The 18,550-nt window shown below is 72.8% G+C and carries 19 protein-coding genes and 1 pseudogene; 16 read left to right on the top strand and 4 right to left on the bottom strand.

The window, feature by feature from the left end:
• Positions 1 to 9: 9 nt before the first annotated feature.
• The 9 genes from IE248_RS21970 (at position 10) to IE248_RS21935 (ending at position 6,059) form a co-directional block, all read left to right on the top strand.
• On the top strand, positions 10 to 549 hold the full coding sequence (locus tag IE248_RS21970) for a cupin domain-containing protein (protein WP_073794031.1): 540 nt from the start codon (positions 10 to 12) through the stop codon (positions 547 to 549).
• The gene (gene txtE, locus IE248_RS21965) at positions 546 to 1,766 is read left to right on the top strand and encodes a 4-nitrotryptophan synthase (protein WP_073794029.1); all 1,221 of its coding nucleotides are present in this window, start codon (positions 546 to 548) and stop codon (positions 1,764 to 1,766) included. Before IE248_RS21970 ends, txtE begins: the two co-directional genes overlap by 4 nt.
• Before the next feature lie 37 nt (positions 1,767 to 1,803).
• Positions 1,804 to 2,988 carry a nitric oxide synthase oxygenase gene (locus IE248_RS21960; protein ID WP_190031467.1) on the top strand — a complete coding sequence of 395 codons (1,185 nt, stop codon included), beginning with the start codon at positions 1,804 to 1,806 and terminating at the stop codon, positions 2,986 to 2,988.
• Positions 2,989 to 3,115: 127 nt separating this feature from the next.
• Positions 3,116 to 3,238 carry a hypothetical protein gene (locus IE248_RS38225; protein WP_256382374.1) on the top strand — a complete coding sequence of 41 codons (123 nt, stop codon included), beginning with the start codon at positions 3,116 to 3,118 and terminating at the stop codon, positions 3,236 to 3,238.
• 4 nt (positions 3,239 to 3,242) lie between these two features.
• Entirely contained in the window at positions 3,243 to 3,473 is a 231-nt protein-coding gene (locus tag IE248_RS21955) for a hypothetical protein (RefSeq protein WP_190031466.1), read from the top strand.
• Between the two features lie 65 nt (positions 3,474 to 3,538).
• Entirely contained in the window at positions 3,539 to 3,958 is a 420-nt protein-coding gene (locus IE248_RS21950) for a VOC family protein (RefSeq protein WP_008743468.1), read from the top strand.
• Between the two features lie 148 nt (positions 3,959 to 4,106).
• Complete coding sequence (locus IE248_RS21945) at positions 4,107 to 4,889, top strand: YhjD/YihY/BrkB family envelope integrity protein (protein WP_190031533.1); 783 nt, start codon at positions 4,107 to 4,109, stop codon at positions 4,887 to 4,889.
• An 81-nt stretch (positions 4,890 to 4,970) separates the two neighbouring features.
• Positions 4,971 to 5,162: a DUF6381 family protein gene (locus tag IE248_RS21940; RefSeq protein WP_037795047.1), complete on the top strand. Its 192-nt coding sequence runs from the start codon at positions 4,971 to 4,973 to the stop codon at positions 5,160 to 5,162.
• Between the two features lie 42 nt (positions 5,163 to 5,204).
• On the top strand, positions 5,205 to 6,059 hold the full coding sequence (locus tag IE248_RS21935; RefSeq protein ID WP_190031465.1) for a VOC family protein: 855 nt from the start codon (positions 5,205 to 5,207) through the stop codon (positions 6,057 to 6,059).
• 24 nt (positions 6,060 to 6,083) lie between these two features.
• Here the strand turns inward: IE248_RS21935 and IE248_RS21930 are convergent, their stop codons facing one another.
• Entirely contained in the window at positions 6,084 to 6,536 is a 453-nt protein-coding gene (locus IE248_RS21930; RefSeq protein ID WP_190031464.1) for a DUF5709 domain-containing protein, read from the bottom strand.
• Positions 6,537 to 6,672: 136 nt separating this feature from the next.
• Between IE248_RS21930 and IE248_RS21925 the strand changes: the two are divergent.
• Positions 6,673 to 7,916: pseudogene (locus IE248_RS21925) on the top strand (cytochrome P450).
• A gap of 68 nt (positions 7,917 to 7,984) precedes the next feature.
• Here the strand turns inward: IE248_RS21925 and IE248_RS21920 are convergent.
• Positions 7,985 to 8,350, bottom strand: coding sequence for a PRC-barrel domain-containing protein (locus IE248_RS21920; RefSeq protein ID WP_100582958.1), 366 nt, complete (start codon positions 8,348 to 8,350; stop codon positions 7,985 to 7,987).
• 51 nt (positions 8,351 to 8,401) lie between these two features.
• On the bottom strand, positions 8,402 to 8,563 hold the full coding sequence (locus tag IE248_RS21915) for a DUF5670 family protein (protein WP_037795052.1): 162 nt from the start codon (positions 8,561 to 8,563) through the stop codon (positions 8,402 to 8,404).
• 186 nt (positions 8,564 to 8,749) lie between these two features.
• Here IE248_RS21915 and IE248_RS21910 point away from each other — a divergent pair, with 186 nt between their 5' ends.
• Entirely contained in the window at positions 8,750 to 9,910 is a 1,161-nt protein-coding gene (locus tag IE248_RS21910; RefSeq protein WP_073794018.1) for a PP2C family protein-serine/threonine phosphatase, read from the top strand.
• Between the two features lie 105 nt (positions 9,911 to 10,015).
• Positions 10,016 to 12,451 carry a SpoIIE family protein phosphatase gene (locus tag IE248_RS21905; protein WP_190031463.1) on the top strand — a complete coding sequence of 812 codons (2,436 nt, stop codon included), beginning with the start codon at positions 10,016 to 10,018 and terminating at the stop codon, positions 12,449 to 12,451.
• A 145-nt stretch (positions 12,452 to 12,596) separates the two neighbouring features.
• Here the strand turns inward: IE248_RS21905 and IE248_RS21900 are convergent, their stop codons facing one another.
• The gene (locus IE248_RS21900; protein ID WP_190031462.1) at positions 12,597 to 14,318 is read right to left on the bottom strand and encodes an FG-GAP-like repeat-containing protein; all 1,722 of its coding nucleotides are present in this window, start codon (positions 14,316 to 14,318) and stop codon (positions 12,597 to 12,599) included.
• 653 nt (positions 14,319 to 14,971) lie between these two features.
• Between IE248_RS21900 and IE248_RS21895 the strand changes: the two genes are divergently transcribed.
• From IE248_RS21895 to IE248_RS21880, 4 genes are all read left to right on the top strand, one after another.
• Positions 14,972 to 15,427 carry a helix-turn-helix domain-containing protein gene (locus IE248_RS21895; protein ID WP_008743477.1) on the top strand — a complete coding sequence of 152 codons (456 nt, stop codon included), beginning with the start codon at positions 14,972 to 14,974 and terminating at the stop codon, positions 15,425 to 15,427.
• Positions 15,428 to 15,562: 135 nt separating this feature from the next.
• Positions 15,563 to 16,090, top strand: coding sequence for a M48 family metalloprotease (locus IE248_RS21890; RefSeq protein ID WP_073794460.1), 528 nt, complete (start codon positions 15,563 to 15,565; stop codon positions 16,088 to 16,090).
• A complete protein-coding gene (locus IE248_RS21885; RefSeq protein ID WP_190031461.1) occupies positions 16,087 to 17,277 on the top strand; it encodes an MAB_1171c family putative transporter in 1,191 nt (396 codons plus the stop codon). Before IE248_RS21890 ends, IE248_RS21885 begins: the two co-directional genes overlap by 4 nt.
• Positions 17,274 to 18,461 (top strand): cytochrome P450 family protein, encoded by a 1,188-nt coding sequence (locus IE248_RS21880; protein ID WP_190031460.1) that lies wholly within the window; start codon positions 17,274 to 17,276, stop codon positions 18,459 to 18,461. Before IE248_RS21885 ends, IE248_RS21880 begins: the two co-directional genes overlap by 4 nt.
• Positions 18,462 to 18,550: the final 89 nt, after the last annotated feature.

Here is an 18,550-nt window from a genome sequence, read left to right as displayed (position 1 = left end):
GGACCGGAGATGACGGAAAGCGGCCGGACCGCGCCGATCGCGTTGGGCCGGGACGAGGGAGAAGCCCTGTGGTTCCTCGATTTCCTGGCGAAGGTGAAGGGCTCCTCCGCGGAGATGAACGGAGCCTCGTCAGTCGTCGAGTTCCTCGGCCGGAGCGGCTCCGGTTCGCCCCTGCACGTCCACCATCACGACGACGAATGGTGGTACGTCCTCGACGGGGAGATGACGTTCTGGGTGGCGGGCCGGGAATTCCCGGCGACCGCCGGTTCGTTCGTCTACGGCCCTCGCCACGCGCCCCACACGTTCCTCGTCACTTCCGAGGAGGCGAGGTTCCTCCACGTGACCGAACCCGGCGGATTCGACGGCTTCCTGCGTGAACTGGCGCGGCCCGCGCGGTCCCTGGAGATTCCGTCGGACGTGGACGCGCTGCCGGACCTGGAGCACATCCTCGCCGTCGCGGCCCCGTACGGGATCGAGGTGCTCGGTCCGCCCGGCATCCCGGCCGCGCTCCCCGACCCCGGAACGCAGAAGGAAGGCAGGACACCGTGACCAAGCCGTCCCCGCTCTCGGACCCGGGCATCGTGGCCGACCCCTATCCCGTCTACGCCCGCCTGGCGCGGCGCGAACCGGTCCACTGGGACGAAGGGCTGAACGCCTGGGCCGTCATGAAGTACGCCGACTGCGCGGCAGCGCTGAAGGACCCCCGGCTCAAGGCCGAGCGGATGGAGGAGGTGCTGGAGGTCAAGTTCCCAGGCGAGCCGCTGCCGCCCGACGACATCTACCACCGGTTCACCAAGAACGTCATGATGTACACGGATCCGCCGCTCCACGACGCCCTGCGCAGGTCCACCCAGTCGGGCTTCACCCGGGCCGCGCACGAACACTACGGCCAGGTCATCGAGCGGGTCGCGGCCGACCTCGTCGCCTCGGTGCCCGGCGGGACGAGGGAGATCGACGCCGTCGCCGCGTTCGCCGCCGAACTCCCCGTGCGCTCGGCCGTGTCCGCCTTCGGGGTGCCGGAGGAAGACCTGGCCTTCGTCATCCCGTGCGTGGAGACGCTCATGACGTACTGGTCCGGGCCGCAGGACCAGCCGGTGGAACTCGGCCGCCTGCTGGAACTCCTCGCGGACCTCCACACGTACGCGCTCGAACTCATCGAGGGCGAGCGGGGCAAGGTCCTCCCGGACACGGTCATCGCACGCCTCGCGGCGGCCCAGGACGGTCTGACGGAGACCACGCCGGAGCAGACGGTGCACCAGCTCGTGCTGCTGTTCATCGCGTTGTTCGCGCCCACCACACCGGGCTCCCTCAGCAGCGGCATGCTCTCCTTCGCGCGGAACCCGGACCAGATCGCCCGCTTCCTGGCGGAGCCCGCCTGCGTGGAGAACACGGCGAACGAGGTGTTCCGCCACAACGCCTCGAACCAGTTCACCTGGCGCGTCGCGACGACGGACCTCGACGTGGGCGGCGTACGCATCGGGAAGGGCCAGAGCCTCGCCCTCTTCCTCGGCGCGGCGAACCGGGACTCCGAGGTGTTCGAGCGCCCCGACGTGTTCGACCTCGGCCGGCCCAACAGCGCCAGGCACCTCTCGTTCGGCCAGGGCGTCCACGCGTGCCTCGGCAGGCAGATCGCCGGCCTCCAGCTCAAGTGGTTCTTCGTCGCGCTCTTGCGCCGCTTCCCCGCCGTCCGGCCGGCCGGCGAGCCCGTCTGGAACCAGAACCTCGAATTCCGGTCGCTGCGGTCGTTACCGCTCAGCCTCCGCTGAAGCCCCCACTTCGGCGCCACGCCTCCGCGAGGAAACCGTGAACTCCACGCCCCTGCCCGCACCGACCCCGACACGTGCCCACTCCGCCACCGCCCGGCGACCCGGGACCGTTGCCGTCGCCGAACGCGACGAGGCGGAGGAGTTCCTCCGCCAGTTCCACACGGAGCACCCCGAGCAACCCGTCCCCCTCGCCCGGCGCCTGCGCCAGGTCCGCGCCGCCATCGACACCGCGGGCACCTACCGGCACACCCCCGGCGAACTCGCCTTCGGCGCCCGCGTCGCGTGGCGCAACTCCCGCCGCTGCATCGGCCGCCTTTACTGGAACAGCCTGCGCGTCCTCGACCGCCGCGAGGCGAAGACCCCCGGGGAGATCCACCGGTACCTGTGCGATCACCTGCGCCAGGCCACCAACCGCGGCCGCATCCGCCCCGTGATCTCCGTCTTCGCCCCCGACGCACCCGGCCGGCCCGGCCCGCGGATCTGGAACGACCAGCTCATCCGCTACGCCGGCCGGCGCCGGGGCGACGGCACGGTGGAGGGCGACGCGGGCTACGTGGACTTCACCGAACGGGTCCGGGACCTCGGCTGGCAGGGACCCGACGGGCCCTTCGACATCCTGCCCCTGGTCGTCGACACCGCGGACGACAAACCGATGCTCTTCGAGCTGCCGCACGACCTGGTGATGGAGGTCGCGATCACCCACCCCGACTGCCCGCGGATCGCCGAACTGGACCTGCGCTGGCACGCCGTACCGGCCATCTCCAACATGCGCCTGCGCATCGGCGGCATCGACTATCCCCTCGCCCCCTTCAACGGCTGGTACATGGGCACCGAGATCGGCGCCCGCAACCTCGTCGACGAAGGCCGCTACAACCTGCTGCCCGCCGTCGCCGCCTGCCTCGGCCTGGACACCAGCAGGGAGGGCACGCTCTGGCGCGACCGCGCGCTGGTCGAGCTCAACGTCGCCGTCCTGCACTCCTTCCGCGCCGCGGGCGCCAGGATGAGCGACCACCACACCGAATCCCGCCGCTTCCTCGCGCACCTGGCCAGGGAGGAGCGCGAGGGCCGCACCGTGCCCGCGGACTGGACCTGGATCGTCCCGCCGCTCTCCGGCGGCATCACCCCCGTGTTCCACCGCTCCTACGACGACACGGACCAGCGCCCCAACTTCTATCCCCCCGCCCCGGATCCGGGCACCGGCGCATGCCCCTACCCCCACTGAGCCCGTGGCCGCGAAGGCCTTCAAGCCGAGTCCCGTCCGGGCCCGGCGCCGGCCCGGGCAGACCCCTCGGCACACGCCGGTCGCGGGGAAGTGCGTCAGCTCGCCGAAGGCGGGCATGCGCGCAGGTATGACATCGAATGCGACAGCAACGCTGGCATGGGCCGCGAACGCCGGACCCGCGTGGTTGCACCTCCTGGTCATGGCCTTCGCGGTCCTCGTCCTCTACGTCAGCCTCGCCAGGCACCGGTAGTGCCGTGTTGTTCCTGGCACTGCTCGTACCGCCCCTGCTGATGTGCGCCGCCCTCGGACTCGGCCGGTACGAGGAGCGCATCCTCGGGCCGGCGGAAAGCGCTCCGGACCCGGCTCGTCAGAGCGGCAGACACCTGCACGCCGTGCCCGCTCCCGCGCCGGACGAGGACGCGCCGGCGCCTGGCGCCCCCGAGCGGGAAAGGCACCGGGGCCGGCACCGGCGGCGCGCCGCCTGAGGGCCCGGCCCGCGCGCGCCGGGCGGGCCCGTGTGCAACCCCAACCGCGGGGTACACGCGGCGACATGACGGTTCCCAAGACAAGCTTCCTCGTCCTGGACTGCGCGGAGCCCGAGGCCCTGGCCCGGTTCTACGCGGAGTTCCTGGACGCCGCGGCGGGCCGGTCCTCCGCCGACCCCGACCTCTTCCTCGTCACCAGCGCCACCGGCGTCCTCGTCGGCATACGCCGTGACCCCGGGCAGGCGCCACCGAGCTGGCCCCGCCCCGAGGACTCACAGCAGGCCCACCTGCACGTCCTCGTGGCCCCGGACCGCCTCGACCAGGCCGAGCGCGAGGCGGTCGCCCTCGGGGCCCGGCCCGTGGGGGCCGGGCAGGACGGCACCCGGCTGGACGACCGTACGGACGTACGCCGCCTCACCGACCCCGCCGGCCACGCCTTCCTCCTCGTTTCCGCCGCGGAGGGACCCGGCATCCGCCCCGTGTGAGGCCGGGGGGCGGCGCACCCGGTGGAGCCGCCGCCCCGGACGGCCTACCGTGGGGAAGGCAGCAGCTGGAGCGGCCATGCCCGTCAACCCGCCTTCCCCGGATCGCGGCCCTCCGGCGACGACCGGGCGGCTCTCGCCCGTCGGCCGGATGCGCAGCGCGCTCCGCCGTGCGCGGGCCGGGCGCCGCTGGGGTCACGTACGGGAACTGGATCTGTGGCAGCGCGCGCTCGGGTTCGCCGCGCTCGGGTTCCTGACCCTCGTCCCCCTGCTGATCGTCGTCTCCGCGGCGGACGCCGCCGACGGGCGGGGGTTCGCGCAGTGGCTCGGGGACGGGCTCGGCGTCTCGGCGCCCGCCCGGCTGGAGATCGAGCGGCTCTTCGCCCTGCCCGGTCAGGCGTGGCGGACCACGACGGCCTTCGGCCTGGCGCTGCTCACCGTGTTCGGCCTGTCCTTCGGGACCATGCTCCAGAGCGGCTACGAGCAGGTCTGGGACCTGCCCCCGGCCCGCTGGTGGGCCCGGTGGCGGCACGCGCTGTGGCTCGCCGTACTGATCGGGGTGCTCTACCTGGCGGGCATCTCCCCGCCGTGGCGCGACTCCACCGTCCGCGGCGTCGTGACGGTCCTGATCGGCACCCTGTTCTTCTGGTGGTCCCAGCGGCTGCTGCTCGCCGGCCGGGTGGGCTGGACCGCCCTCTTCCCCGGCGCGGTGGCCACCATGCTCGGCCTGCTCGGCCTGCGGATCTTCTCCCGCCTCGTCTTCTCGCCGCTGATCGCTTCCAGCGCCGTCACCTACGGCCCCTTCGGGACCGTCCTCGTCCTCCAGTCCTGGCTCGTCGCCATCGGCGTCGTCGTGTTCGGCGGCGCACTCGTCGGCCGGCTGCTCCACGAGGAGCTGCGGCGGCGGGCGAACCCCGCCGGTCAGGGCCGCTGACGGGCGTCCGCCACGGTGGCGGGCGGCGCCCGGTGCTGTTTGGCTGGGGGGACGGCGCTCCCCACGACCCGAGGACTGATCATGAGCAGCAACGCGAGCCGGCCGAGCGAGCGGGCCCGGCAGATGCGGGACAAGGCCGAAGAGCTGGAGCAGGCGGCGCAGCACGCCATGGATCCGGCGGAGCGGCGGCGGCTGACGGACAAGGCCCTGCGCATCCGCGAGAAGAGCGAGCAGGTCAACGGCAGGGGCAGCGGAACCATGGACCCCATGTAGCCGTGCAGCCATGACCGGGCGGCCCCCTTACGGTCCCTTTCCATGATCGGTGCCGGGCGCCTCGCGGCCTTCGCCGCCCTGCCCGGTTACGGTGGCCCGGTGTCCACATCACGCCACGAGGGCTCCGGCGCGCCGTGCTGGGTGAGCCTGCTGACCCGCGACCTCGCGTCCGCGCAGCGGTTCTACGGCGCCGTGCTGGGCTGGTCGTTCCGGCGGCCCGGCCGCGGGGAGGGCTTCTCGCTCGCCTACCGTGACGGCGCTCCCGTCGCCGGCATCGGGGCGTACGCCGAGAAGCTGTCGCTGCGCGCCGCGTGGACCCCGTACTTCGCCGTCCCCGACGCCGATGTGGCCGCCGCGCGCATCCGAGAGCGCGGGGCCACCGTGGCGGTGGGCCCGCTGAGCTTCGGCGGGGGCCGCGCCGCCATGGCCGCCGACCCCGCGGGCGCGGTGTTCGGGCTGTGGCAGGGCCGGGTCCTGCCGGGCTGGCGGGTGGGCCGCGGTCCCGCCCCCGCCTGGCTGGAGCTGCGTACGCGCGACGCCTTCGCGGCCGCCATCTTCTACGGGGAGGTGCTGGACTGGGCCGGCGAGCCGCCCGGCGGCTGTGTGACGGCGGCCTACGAGCAGGACCACGTCGTACTGCGCCACGGCGCGGACACCGTCGCCCGGATCAGTGGCGGAGCGGTGGGCGAGGACCCCGACCCGCAGATCCGCCCCCGGTGGCACGTCCATTTCCGGGTGCCCGACCTGGAGGAGGCCGTCCGGGCGGCCCTGGACGCGGGCGGGCGGGTCGCGTCCCCCGTCGAAACCTCCGCCACCGGCCGGTGGGTCACCCTCGGCGACCCGGAAGGCGCGCTGTTCACCGTGCTCGCACCGCGGACGGCGCCCGGCGCGGGCTGACGGCGCCCCGTCCTCAGCCGGGGTCTACGGCGGCTCTTCCTCGATGACGTGTACGGCCGCTTCCTCCGCGGAGGCGGCGCCCGCGTCGATGCCCACGTCACGGGCGAGCACGTTGTTCCCGCGCGGGGAGGCGGTGGCCGGGGCCAGCCGGCCGGCGCGGGCCCCGCCCGCCTGCGGGTCCAGGGGCTCGCCCTCCCCGTCGGCCAGGTCGCCGATCCCGTCCCCCGCCGGGGGCCCCTGTTCGGGGAGTTCGCGGGCCAGGCGCTCGTCGAGGCTCTCCCCCAGCCGCTGCTCCTCGCCGGTGGTGGCGTGGCGGTCGCTGGCGTAGGGGCGCTCGGGCGGGGAGTAGCCCTGGTCGAGCATGGCGTCGGTATCGGGTTCCCCGAGGCTGTCATCCATGTCCGGCTGGCCTTCGGACCGCTCGTCCTCCGGCTGGGGCTGGTAGACGTCGTCGCCCCGTGCGTCCGAGTCACTCATGAGCACGTGTCCTTCCCTCGTCGCGCCTCTCTGGGCACCTCCCCAGAAATCTGGGGATCACGCAGTGCGGCGGGCATTGATCGCACGGGGGTGCGCGCGGGGGTGTGCGGGGGGTCGCACCGGGTAGCCGCCCCGTATGTCCCCCTTCAAGAATCCAGTGGCCTCGTGGAGCGACAGCACGCTCGGTCTCATGAGCCACGGTTACGCGTGGCTGCCCAACCGGATGCGCGCGGAGACGGGCGGCACCGTCCGGACCCGCCTCCTCGGCCGCCAGACGGTCGCGCTGCGCGGCCCGGAAGCGGTCGGCTTCTTCTACGACGAGCAGCACGTCGTACGGACCTCGGCGCTGCCGGATCCCGTCCTCGACACGCTCTTCGGGCAGGGCGCCGTGCACACCCTCGACGGCGACGCCCACCGGGCCCGCAAGGCGATGTTCAACGCCCTCCTCAGAGCCCCGGACGCCCCGGCCGTGCTCGCCGGGCACGTCGGGTGGCGGTGGCGCGAGGCGGTGGCCGGCTGGGGACGGGAGCGGGTCGTCCTCTTCGACGAGAGCGCCCGGGTCCTCGCCTCGCCGTCTGCGACTGGGTGGGAGTCCCCCTCACCGGCCCGGCGGCCGCGGAGCTCGCGCACGACTGCACGGCGATGGTCGACGGCTTCGCGACTCCCGGCCCCCGGCACCTGCGCGCCCGCCGCGCCCGGGCCCGCCAGGAGGAGGCACTCGCCCGTACGGTCCTGGGCGTGCGCGAGCGGCCGGAGCCGGAGCTCAAGAGCTCCGCGCTGGAGACGCTGGCCTGGCACCGCGGGCAGGACGGAAACCCGCTCGACCCGCGCACCGCCGCCGTGGAGCTCCTGAACATCATCCGTCCCACGGTGGCGATCGCCTGGTTCGCCACCTTCGCCGCCCACGCCATGCACCGCTGGCCCCACCAGCGCGACCTGCTGCGCTCCGAATCCGAGAAGGGCTACGCCGAGGCGTTCGCCCACGAGGTGCGCCGCTTCTACCCCTTCGCCCCGTTCGTCGGCGGCCTCGCGGCGCGGGACCTGAACTGGCGGGGCGAGGACATCACACAGGGGACGCTGGTGCTGCTCGACCTGTACGGGCAGAACCACGACCCGGCCCTGTGGGACCACCCCTACCGGTTCGACCCGCACCGCTTCACCACCGGGGCCGAAACCCTGGACCACCTGATCGCCCAGGGCGGCGGGGATCCGGCCGGCGGCCACCGCTGCCCCGGCGAGGACATCACCGTGACGGCGCTCGCGGTCCTGGCCACCGAATTGGCGGGACTGGATTTCGCCGTTCCCGACCAGGACCTGACCATCCCGCTGTCCCGAATGCCGACGCTTCCGCGCAGCGGTTTCGAGATGAGCCTGTCGTAATCTCCGAAGACAGCCGAAAGGGCCCGCACTCGACGATCGAGTCCGGGCCCTTTCGGCTTGCGCGGAAATCAGGCGGGGCGTCCGAAGGGGGCGCCGGGGGTGTAATAGGCGCCGAGTTCCTCGCGGTAGACCGCGTCTTCGAGATGCTTTTCGCGGTGGAATTCAGGGGCGTTCTTGATCTGTTCCCTGGTGCGGTCGACGTAGATCTGCTTCTCCTCCGGTTCGATCCGGATGACGGTGCTCGCCGGCAGCAGGACCTCCTTGCCGAAGATCCAGATCCCGGTGTCCACGACCACGTAGGCGTCGCCCACCTCGTCGGAGTGCTTGTCCACCTTGCCGACGCCGCCGTCGATCGCCTCGACCTTGTACCCCCTCAGGTCGGTACCCGCCAGGTGGCCCGAGGTCGCCTTGTAACTCCACACATACTCAGACACGCGAGAACAACTCCTCCGGTAAGCCTTTTTTCCTTACGCGGCGCGGGTTCGCTACCAGCGGTACCAGCGTCCGCTACCGCCCTTGGGACGGGCGACGAAACCGATCAGCCACAGCACCAGCACGATGATGGCGATCCACCAGAGGATCTTCACCGCGAAACCGGCGCCGAAGAGAAGCAGGATCAGCAGAAGAACGAGAAGCAGGGGGACCATGATTATCAACCTCCGTTCAGACGTGTGCCCTGCGTCCTCCGGATCACACCTGCCGGATTTGCGGATCACCTGAATGCCGAAATCGGCTGGCGCCCTCGTCCTCGCGGAGCGCCCGGCACCGGCACCGGCCGCGCCCCGGACGGGCCGGAGTGGCGGTCACCGGTCCGGCCGGGGCAGGCTGGAGTCATGAGAGCGCCCTTGCGCTCGTCCCTTGGACCGCGAGCGGACGGCCACCACCAGGTCCTCTTCGTCTTCGCGGAGTGCGTGCCGTTCGCGATCGCCCTGCTGGTGCTCGTCGTCGAGTTCTCGCCCGCGCACGTCCTGTACACCGGCCCGATGCTGGTGGCGACGCCCGCGCTGGCGGCCGTGACGATGGGCCCCAAGGGCACCCTCGCGGCGGCCGGGGTGGCCGTCGCCGTCAGCGTGGCCACCGCCACCCACAACCACGCCTGGGGCAGCCAGCAGGTCTACACGAACTTCCTCGCCCTGTTCCTGGTCTCCGTGGCGAGCTTCATGACGAGCCGCGCCGCGCGCAGGCGTACCGAGAACGAGCTCAACCAGGTCCGTCGGATCGCCACCGCCGCCCAGGACGTGCTGCTGCGGCCGGTGCCGGACCGGCTGGGCTCCGTACGGGCGTCCAGCATGTACCTGGCGGCCGAGGCCGGCGCGCAGATCGGCGGCGACCTGTACGACGTGGTCCAGACCCGGTACGGGGTCCGGATGATCGTCGGGGACGTCCGGGGCAAGGGGCTGCCCGCCGTCCGGGCCGCCGCGGTCGTGCTGGGGGCGTTCCGGGAGGCCGTGCACTACGAGGAGGACCTGGTGGAGGTCATCCGCCACTGCGGAGCGGCGTTGCGGCGGGACGCCGTGGTCACGGGCATGGTCGGCGGGGACGACGCCGTCCTGGAGGGCTTCGTGACCGCGCTCGTGGCCCAGATCCCGGACGGCCCGCACATCGAGGTCATCAACCGGGGTCATCCGCCGCCGCTGCTGCTGCGCGACGGCACGGTCCGGGCGCTGATGCCCGCCGCCCCCATGCCGCCGCTCGGGCTCGAAGAGTTCATCAGCGGCCCTCCCGGGCGTACGGAGCGCTATCCGTTCGCTCCGGGAGACCGGCTGCTGCTGTGCACCGACGGCGTCATCGAGGCCCGCGACCCGGACGACACCTTCTTCGACCTGACCGAGGCCATGGCGGCCCTGCGCGACCACACCCGGGAGGCGTTCCTGGAGGGTCTGCGCCAGGCGCTGCTCCGCCACACCCAGAGCCGCCTGTCGGACGACGTCGCGGTCCTCCTCGTCGACCGGCGCGAGGACGGGGGAACCCGGCCGGCCGCCGGCCCGGCGTAGGGTCCGCGGCGGCGGGCGGCCCTGGTCCGACTCGCCCGGACGGTCCCGGGCGCGAAGCATGGGGAGAGGACGGTCGCCGGCCTTCGGACGGAGGTGGTAGGGACAGTGCCCAGTCATCGCTTCGCGTTCTGTGGGGCTGAGCTCGCCGCTGTCTACGTGGTCGCCGACCAGGGCAGGGAACTGCATCTCGCCGAGCTGACCGGGAACCGGGGCGTCCTCTACGGACTGCCCGCGATCCTCTCCGTGGACAGCCATTCGCCCGCCGCCAACGCCTTCCGCTCCGGCAGCCCGCTGTGGCTGAACCCCAAGGAACTCGCCACCTTCATCGAGGACGATCCCCATCACTTCCCCACCCGGGTCCGGCCCGGTGACCCCGACACCCCGGCCACGATCTCGCTGGGGGCACTGCCACTGGGCCACGGCGAACAGGAGCTCGGGTGCCTGATCGTCGCCGGGGAGGCCGGTGACGGCTTCAGCGCCGACGACCGCAGCCTGCTGGAGCTCTACGCGGACCAGGTGGCGGCGGGGCTCGCGTCCGTCGCCGCCCGCTTCGCCGGGCGCAAGGCCCCGCAGGCGCATCTGAGCCAGTCCCTGGTGCCCGACCAGGGCGGCGCGTTCATCCTGGAACTGGGCACCGGCCGCATCGAGGCCCACGCGCACGTGCTGGACCTGCTCGGTCTGTCTCCCGAGGGGTTCGACGGGCAGGTGGAGACCGTGCTCGCCTGCGCCGTCCCCGACGACATGGCCGCGCTGATGGCGATCGTGGAGCCGGACCGGCTGGCGGGCGCCACCGGGCAGCAGCTGGCGTTCCGTATCCGCCGCCCCAACGGGGAGCTGCGCTGGCTGGGGCTGCGCTGCCGGGTGGAGGTGGACGCCGGTGGCACGCCGCGGCGCGTCCTGGGCGTGGTCGCCGATGCCACCTATCTGCGCCCCAGCGCCGACGAGGTCTCCCTCGTACAGCGGCTGTCGGCCACGCTCGCGGGAGCGGCGACGATCCGGGAGGTCAGCCGGCTGGTGGTCGCCGCCCTGCGCGAACCGCTCGGCGCCTACCGGGTCGCGGTCGGCGAACTGGAGCCCGAGCGGCTCATCGTCACCGCCCTCGACCCTCCGGAACCCGATGCCTGGCCCGAGGTCTGGCGCTCGGAATGGCGGTCCGAGTGGCCCGACGTGCCGCTCAACGACCTGCCCACCCTGCGCAGCGCGGTCCGTGGGGGCCACATGAGCCTGTGGCCGCCGGGCGCGGCCCTCGAACCCGGTCTGCTGGGCGTCGGGCCCGGCGGTCTCGCGGTGCTCCCGCTGCCCGCCGACGGCCGGATGGTCGGGGTGTGCCTGGTGGGCTGGGACACGGAGCACCGGTTCGGACCGGAGGAGCGCTCGCTGCTGACCGCGACCGCGGGGCTGGTGGGGCAGGCGCTGGTGCGCGCCCACGCGCTGGACGCGGGCCATGAACTGGCCGCGATGCTCCAGCGCAGTCTGCTCCCCCGCAAGCTTCCGGAGCTGGCGGGCGGGGTCGCCGTGGCCCGCTACCTGCCCGCGACGGCCGGACTCGAAGTCGGCGGCGACTGGTACGACGTCATCCCGCTCAGCGCCGGTCATGTGGCCTTCGTCATCGGGGACGTACAGGGGCACAGCGCGGGAGCCGCCACCATCATGGGCCAGATCCTCACGGCGGTCAGGGCCTACGCGGTGGAGGGGCACCCGCCGGACGTGGTGGTCGCACGGGCCAACCGGCTGCTCGCCGGCATGGAGACCGATCTGTTCGCCACCTGCGCGTACGTGGACCTGGACATGGAGGAGGGCATCGCCAGGTTCGTACGGGCCGGTCATCTGCCGCCGCTGCTGCGCCATCCCGACGGCGTGGCCGAGGAGTTGGCGGTCGAGGGCGGGCCCCCGCTGGGGGTGCTCGCGGAGGCCGAGTTCCCCATGACCGAGGTGGGCCTGCTCCCCGGCACCCTGCTCGTCCTGCTGACGGACGGTCTGGTCGAGTCCGCCAGGCTGCACTTGGAGGAGGGCATGCGACGGGTGTGCGAGGTGCTCGCCGCCGCCAACCCGGCCGATCCCGGAAGGGTCGCCGACGAGCTGGTCGTGGGCGTGGGCCGCCGCGACGACGACGTGGCGGTGCTGCTGCTGCGGTACGACGGCACCGGGGACCGGCCGCGGCGGAGCCACTGGACGGTGTGGCGGCTGCCCAACGCGGTGCTGCACGCGCGCCGGTTCACCGCGCGCACCCTGCGCTCCTGGGGCGTGGTGGAGGAACTCGACGCGGCCCTGCTGGTCGTGTCCGAGCTGGTCACCAACGCCATCGCGCACACGCAGGGCGAGGTGGGCATGGACCTGACCCTGTCGGCGGACCGGCTGCGGATCGCCGTGAACGACGTCTCGCCGCGCAGCCCCGTCAAACCGCCCTGGGTGAGCTGGGAGTCGACGGGCGGCCGCGGCCTGCTGATCGTCGAGGCGACGACGACGGCCTGGGGCTCGGTCCCCCTGAGCGGCGGCAAACAGGTATGGGCCGAAATCCCCTGGCACCACCCGCCCGCCTGAAGCCGCAGCACGGCAGCTGGGCCGGAGCCCTCGATGCCGGCCCTGCGGCGGCCGGCCCCGTGTGCGCGGGCCTGAAAGGTGGGCCCGCGCACACGGGCCGGCCGCCGCTCCCGCGGAGCACCCTCACGGGCGTTCGGTCAGGTCATCAGAGAAGTTGCCCGTAGGTGTTCCAACCGGAGCCGACGCGGGTGCGGTCGTCGAAGGGGACGGGCTGGTTGCCGTTGCCCTTGTAGAGCCACAGCACGCCCGCCGCGTCGCGAGCGACGAGGTCGGCGCGGTTGTCGCCCGTGATGTCACCGACGAGGCTGAACTGGTCGTAGACGTTCCAGCCACCGGCGATACGGGTGCGGTCCTCGAACGGAACCGTCGGGTTGTCATTGCCCTTGTAGAGCCACAGCACACCGGCCTTGTCACGGGCGAGGAGGTCGGGGCGGCCGTCGCCGGTGATGTCCGCGGAGCCGATCAGCTGGTCGTACACGTTCCAGCCGCCACCGACCCGAACCCGGTCCTGGAACGGGCTGCCCGGGTTGCCGGTGCCCTTGTACAGCCACAGCACACCGGCCTTGTCACGCGCCAGCAGGTCCGGCTTCCCGTCCCGGTAGATGTCACCGGCGCCGATCAGCTGGTCGTAGACGTTCCAGCCGCCACCGACCCGGGTGCGGTCCGCGAAACCGCTCTGGGCGCCGAACTGCCGCCGGTAGTGCCACAGCACGCCCGAGGCATCACGGCCCACGACCTCTCCGGTCCCGGCCACCACACTGGCCGGCGTGTCGGACCGGTAGCTGAGGTACTCGGTGACCGAAGTCAGCTTGGTGAGCTGGTCGTACGTGTTCCAGCCGCCGCCGATCAGGGCCCGGTCACCGGCCAGCGAGTCCTCGCCGTCCCCCCAGTACCGGAACAGCTGACCGCCACCGTCACGGGCGAGGAGGTAGTGGAGCCGACGCGGCGCTCCGCTACCCGTGCTGAAGGAGGTCTTGGCCCGCTGGCTGGGGCCACTGGTGTAGATGTTGCTGGTGGTGTCGACCACCAGCGGCGTCGTGCCGCTGCCCGCGGGCACCGTGAGGGTGTACTCGATCCAGTGCTCGCCCGCAGGGTACGTGCAGCTGCCGTTCGTCTGGTAGAAGCCGATGGCCGGCCCGAACGTGCAGGACATGCCTTCGCTGGTGGTCACGTCACTCAGTCGCGCCAGCGGGGTGAACGCCCGGTCGGGTGATCCCTCGCCCGGCAAGTACACGAAGTTCCGCCAGCCCGCGTCCAGCGCGTGCACCTCGACACGGTGGCGCACGGACGCACCGGCGGGGACATCGGGCGTGTGGAAGGTAGCCGTGTTGCGCGCGGCCCGCTCCAGGCTCTTCACCGTCAGCTTGGTCGCGCCGCCGGTCGGGCTGCTGGGGCGGGTGCCGGCGCTCTGCGCCGCCGCGACGGCAGCCTGCAGGTCACCGCCCCGGGGGACGTAGGCGTAGCCCTCGTAAACCGTCGTCAAGTCGGCGGTGTCCTGGCCGAGGAGAAAGTTCGGCTTCTCGTCGTCCCACACCGAACAGGCATAGACCGACGTCGCCCCCTCGACCTCCTCACACATGTTGGACCGCTTGGCGAAGGAGGCGGGCAGCCCATCGGCCGCGGCCACCGGCCCGTCCAGGGGCTTCGTGGAGAACGCGTAGATCATCTTGCCGCGCGCGACACCAGAGACGAGCCCGATCCCGTTCTGCCATAGAACACCGGGCGGCAGCACCTGATCCTGCCTGGACTGGGAGAACACGGGGTTGGAGTCAACGGCCAGCGCAGGGGTGGCCACCGCCGCGAGGCCGGCCGCCACGGCAGCCGTCGCCGTGGCTATCGACGCCGCTCTGCGGAAACTTCTGTTCAACGAGACCTGACTTTCCGGTAAGGCACCCCGTGGGGAGCCTGTCGTTCCGAAGTGGTGAAAACCGCGGCCGAAGCCCGACGAAACGGCCCGCGGCCCCCACGGTCAGGCGGGGGCCACGGGCCATCTCGGCGTTGAAGAGGCCTCAGGAGAGACTGGTGAGGAGCAACTCCAGCCGCTGTCGCCGACCTTCAGCGGTTTGCAATGAGGTGGCGCCGCCAGGATAGAAGAGCAAACAACCTGTGGGGCAGGCGGTGGTGGCGGTGGCGAGCGCCGCCTGGAGCGGCACGCTCGGGCTGGGCCGGCGGGGGGCGGGGGCGGGGCCGTGGGGGTGTCCGCCGACCGTGTGGTCGGCGGACGGCGGCGCAGGCCCGCGCCTCCCCCCGGCGTCGCCGCGCGCCGGGCGGGACGGAACCGTTCCGGCGCGGCCACGGCGCTCCGGGCCTTCGGCCGAGCCCACCCCCGTGAAGCTCGACCTCGACCCGCCGGCAACGCCACCACTCCCCCCTCAACACTTCAGTGGCGGCGAAGCATTGGTAACGTACACCAGAGTGACTGTCCGGCGTCAACCAAAGTGTTGCCGGGGCCAGCCCGAGGGGCTTCGAGAAACACTGTGGTGGGCAAAGGCTCGGCATCACACCAAGGAGGTCGTGTACGTGGAGGATGACCAGTCGCCCACCTTCGCCCAACTCCTGGACCACCTCTTCCGCGAGGTGCACCCCCCTTCCCGGGGGCCCTACACCTACGCGGAGGTCGCCGAGGGCATCCGCAAGGCCGCGACCGGAGAGGGGCGCGGGGTGACGGCGAGCGCCATCCAGCAACTGCGCACCGGCGCCAAGCGGAACCCGACGCGGCACACCATCAAGGCCCTGGCCGACTTCTTCGGCGTACCGGCGGGCTATTTCGTCGACAGCGCGGCGGCCGAGCGCACCAAGGCGGAGATCGGCCTCCTCGCCGCCATGCGCGACCAGGACGTCCGCAAAGTGGCCCTGCGCGCCAACGGGCTGAGCGTCGACAGCCTGAAGATGCTGTCCACCGTGATCGAACAGGCCCGGAAGCTCGAAGGGCTCACCACCGACGACGGCGGGCAGGACCTCAACCTGGACGACTGAGCCGCGCGCCGGCCCCGTTCCGGCGGCACCCCGGCCTCGGGGCGGAGTCACGAACATGTCAGCATGGGGACGCGCGCGTACCGGGCTTCCAGGGAGAGGTGCGCCCCGGCCGGCCGGCGTCACCAGAGTGAGGACATGGACCTTGAGCAGCTTCGCGCCACGTGTGAGGCGCGCGTCGAGGCGCTTCGGCTCCCGCACCGCTTCAGTACCCGTGACCTCCGCGACGCCGTGGCCGAGCAGCGCGGACGTCCCATCGTCCTGCGCCCCCTGAGCACCCTGGGCGCCATGGACGCACCGTGCGGAATCCGCCTGGAGACCCCGGACGCCGACCTGTTGTTCTACGAGGAGGCCACCTCCCCCCTCCACCAGAACCACATCCTCGCCCACGAGATCAGCCACATCATCTGCGACCACCCGGGCAGCCTGGAGTTGGACCAGGACACCCTGCGCGCGATCGGGTTCGACCCCACCCTCGTGCGGCGCATGTCCGGCCGGACCAGCTACACCAGCGAGGACGAACGCGAGGCCGAGGTGATGGCCAGCGTGATCCGCCAACTCATGTACCGGGGACGCGAAAGTCCGTCGATCCGGCCCGCCAGCGGCGCGGAGAGCTGGGACGCGCTGTTCGCCGAGCCGCACAGGAAGAAACGCCACCGAAAATGATCAACATCGTGTTCACGGGCACGGCCGTCGTGCTGCTGTGCTTCGCCGCCTACTGGGTGCGGGGGCGCGGCGGACACCGCCCCAGGGGGACTTGGGCGATGGCGGCGCTGCTGACCTCGTTCGCCCTCGCCTTCGCCTCCTACGCGCCCGCCGTGGAGCGCGCGGTCGAATCGGTGGTCCCCCACGTCGCCCGGCTCCTCAGCAACACCTTCACCCTGACGGCGGCCACCTCGGTCCTCGCCTTCCTCTTCCAGCTCAATCTGGAGCGCGAACGGGCCCACCGGCAGATCCGGCTGCGCGTCATCGCCCTCGCGGTCTGCGTCGCCGGCATGACCGCCTTCTTCGCGGCCGAACAACTCACCGGGCGCAGCCCGGTGTTGTACGCGTGCTACGTGCTCATCTACATCTCCTACCTGGGCTACACGGCCAAGGACTTCCTGCTCCAGACCTGGGCGCAGTCCAAGCGCTCGACCCGCCGCAGTCAGCGCTGGGGCCTGCGCGCGACCTCGGTGGGCTGTGGTTTCGCCCTCGTCTACGCCGCGTACAAGCTCTTCGCCCTGGTCTCCATCGGGCTCGGCCTGGGGCTCGTGCCCGACCACGCCCGGTGCTCGACGCCGCTGACGCCCGTGCGCTGCGCGTTCAGCGTGAGCGCGCCCGCCGTCGCCGTCCTCCTCATCACCGCCGGACTCACCCTCCCCGCCCTGCTGTGGCCGCTCAGCCAACTGCGCCGCCGCCGCTGGGAGCGGAACTCGTTCACCGCGCTGGAGCCCCTGTGGCGGGAGGTCACCTCGGCGGTCCCCGAGGTGGTGCTCGACCCGGGCAACACCGAGGCCGACACCCACGACCTCGACTTCCACCTCCACCGCCGGGTCATCGAGATCAACGACTGCGTGCTGGCCCTGCGCCGGTACCGTCAGGCATCGGTACGGGACGCCGTGGCCGCCGAGGTCGCCCGCCGGGGCGCGGCCGGCACCCCCGGGGGCGAGGCCGAGGTGGAGGCGGCGGTCATCGCCGCGGCCGTCGAGGCGAAGCGCTCCGGACTCCCCCTCGACGGCGAGGAGGCCCCGCCCGCCGCCGGCACCCGCTCCCGCAAGGGCGACCTCCCGGCGGAGACCGCGTGGCTGCTGCTCGTGGCGGCCGCCTACGCGCGGCGCCCGGCGCCCGAGCACGCGGGCGCGGCCTCGTGACCGCCCCCCGGCAGGACCCCCTGCGCGACCCGCGCTTCTTCGCCGACCCCTACCCCACCTACGACCGGCTGCGCGAAGGCTGCCCGGTGCAACGCGTCCCCACCGGCTCCGGCGGGCACCACGCGTACCTGATCACCGGCCACCCCGAGGCCCGCGAGGCGTTCACCGACCCCCGTCTGTCGAAGGACACGGCCCGCTTCTTCGCCGGCCGGCCCTCGGACCGCGACCTGCACCCGGCGCTCTCCCGCAACATGCTGGCGAGCGACCCGCCCGCGCACACCCGCCACCGGCGGGTGGCGACGCCCCTGTTCACCACCGGACGCGTCCGGGAACTGCGCCCGTACGTCACCCGGGTCGTCGACGGCCTCATGGCCGCGTGGCGGCCGGGCGCGGAGGTCGACCTGGTGGCGGAGCTGGCGGTGCCCCTGCCGGTCACCGTCGTCTGCGAGTTGCTGGGGGTGCCGGAGTCCGACCGCGCCGCCCTCGCGGGCTGGTCCCACGACCTCTTCGACGCGACCGACAACGGCCGTGTCGACGCCGCGTCGCACCGGATCGGCGACTACCTGACCCACCTCGTCGACACGGCCCGCGCCACCCCCGGCGAGGGCCCGCTCCACTCCCTCCTGCGCGACTGCGACCAGGGCGGCCTCGACCGGGACGAGACCGTCTCCCTGGCCGCCCTCCTCCTGGTCGCCGGGCACGAGACCACCACCCAGTTCATCGGCAACGCCGTCCTGGCCCTGCTCCGGCACCCGGAGGCGTTCGACCGCCTGCGCCGGGACCCGGACCTGATCCCCGGCGCCCTGGACGAACTGCTGCGCTTCGACTCCCCGGTGAGCGTGGCCACCTTCCGCCACAGCACGGAGGACCTGCGCGTCGGCGGGGTCGACATCCCGGCGGGCTTCCCGGTGCTCATCGCCCCCGGGGCCGCAAACCGCGACCCGGCGGCGTTCCCCGAACCGGACCGCCTCGACCTCGACCGCGACGCCGGCGGCCACCTCTCCTTCGGCCACGGCATCCACCGCTGCCCGGGCGCCCCACTGGCCCGCGCCGAGGCGGAGATCGCGCTCCGCACCCTGGTGACCCGCTTCCCGGACATCCGCCTGGCCGTCCCCGAGCAGTCCCTGAGCTGGCGCCGGACCCGCCTCACCCGCGGCCTGACCGCCCTCCCCCTGGCCCTCTGACCGCCTGTCCCCCGACCCTCTGACCGGCCGCGGAGCCCGCCCCACGACCGGGAACCAGGGCTCCCGGTCGACACCCCCCGGTGGCCGGG

It is taken from the genome of Streptomyces goshikiensis (genome assembly GCF_014650555.1).
Lineage (GTDB): Bacteria > Actinomycetota > Actinomycetes > Streptomycetales > Streptomycetaceae > Streptomyces > Streptomyces goshikiensis.
The sequence above is the reverse complement of the archived record's forward strand: the minus strand, read 5'-3'. Positions and strand labels throughout refer to the sequence as shown.

Coding starts and splice junctions, on each gene's coding strand:
- IE248_RS21970 (WP_073794031.1), top strand. CDS start 10: ATGACGGAAAGCGGCCGGACCGCGCCGATCGCGTTGGGCCGGGACGAG.
- IE248_RS38225 (WP_256382374.1), top strand. CDS start 3,116: ATGACATCGAATGCGACAGCAACGCTGGCATGGGCCGCGAACGCCGGA.
- IE248_RS21950 (WP_008743468.1), top strand. CDS start 3,539: ATGACGGTTCCCAAGACAAGCTTCCTCGTCCTGGACTGCGCGGAGCCC.
- IE248_RS21945 (WP_190031533.1), top strand. CDS start 4,107: ATGCGCAGCGCGCTCCGCCGTGCGCGGGCCGGGCGCCGCTGGGGTCAC.
- IE248_RS21940 (WP_037795047.1), top strand. CDS start 4,971: ATGAGCAGCAACGCGAGCCGGCCGAGCGAGCGGGCCCGGCAGATGCGG.
- IE248_RS21935 (WP_190031465.1), top strand. CDS start 5,205: ATGATCGGTGCCGGGCGCCTCGCGGCCTTCGCCGCCCTGCCCGGTTAC.
- IE248_RS21930 (WP_190031464.1), bottom strand. CDS start 6,536: ATGAGTGACTCGGACGCACGGGGCGACGACGTCTACCAGCCCCAGCCG.
- IE248_RS21915 (WP_037795052.1), bottom strand. CDS start 8,563: ATGGTCCCCCTGCTTCTCGTTCTTCTGCTGATCCTGCTTCTCTTCGGC.
- IE248_RS21910 (WP_073794018.1), top strand. CDS start 8,750: ATGAGAGCGCCCTTGCGCTCGTCCCTTGGACCGCGAGCGGACGGCCAC.
- IE248_RS21890 (WP_073794460.1), top strand. CDS start 15,563: ATGGACCTTGAGCAGCTTCGCGCCACGTGTGAGGCGCGCGTCGAGGCG.
- IE248_RS21885 (WP_190031461.1), top strand. CDS start 16,087: ATGATCAACATCGTGTTCACGGGCACGGCCGTCGTGCTGCTGTGCTTC.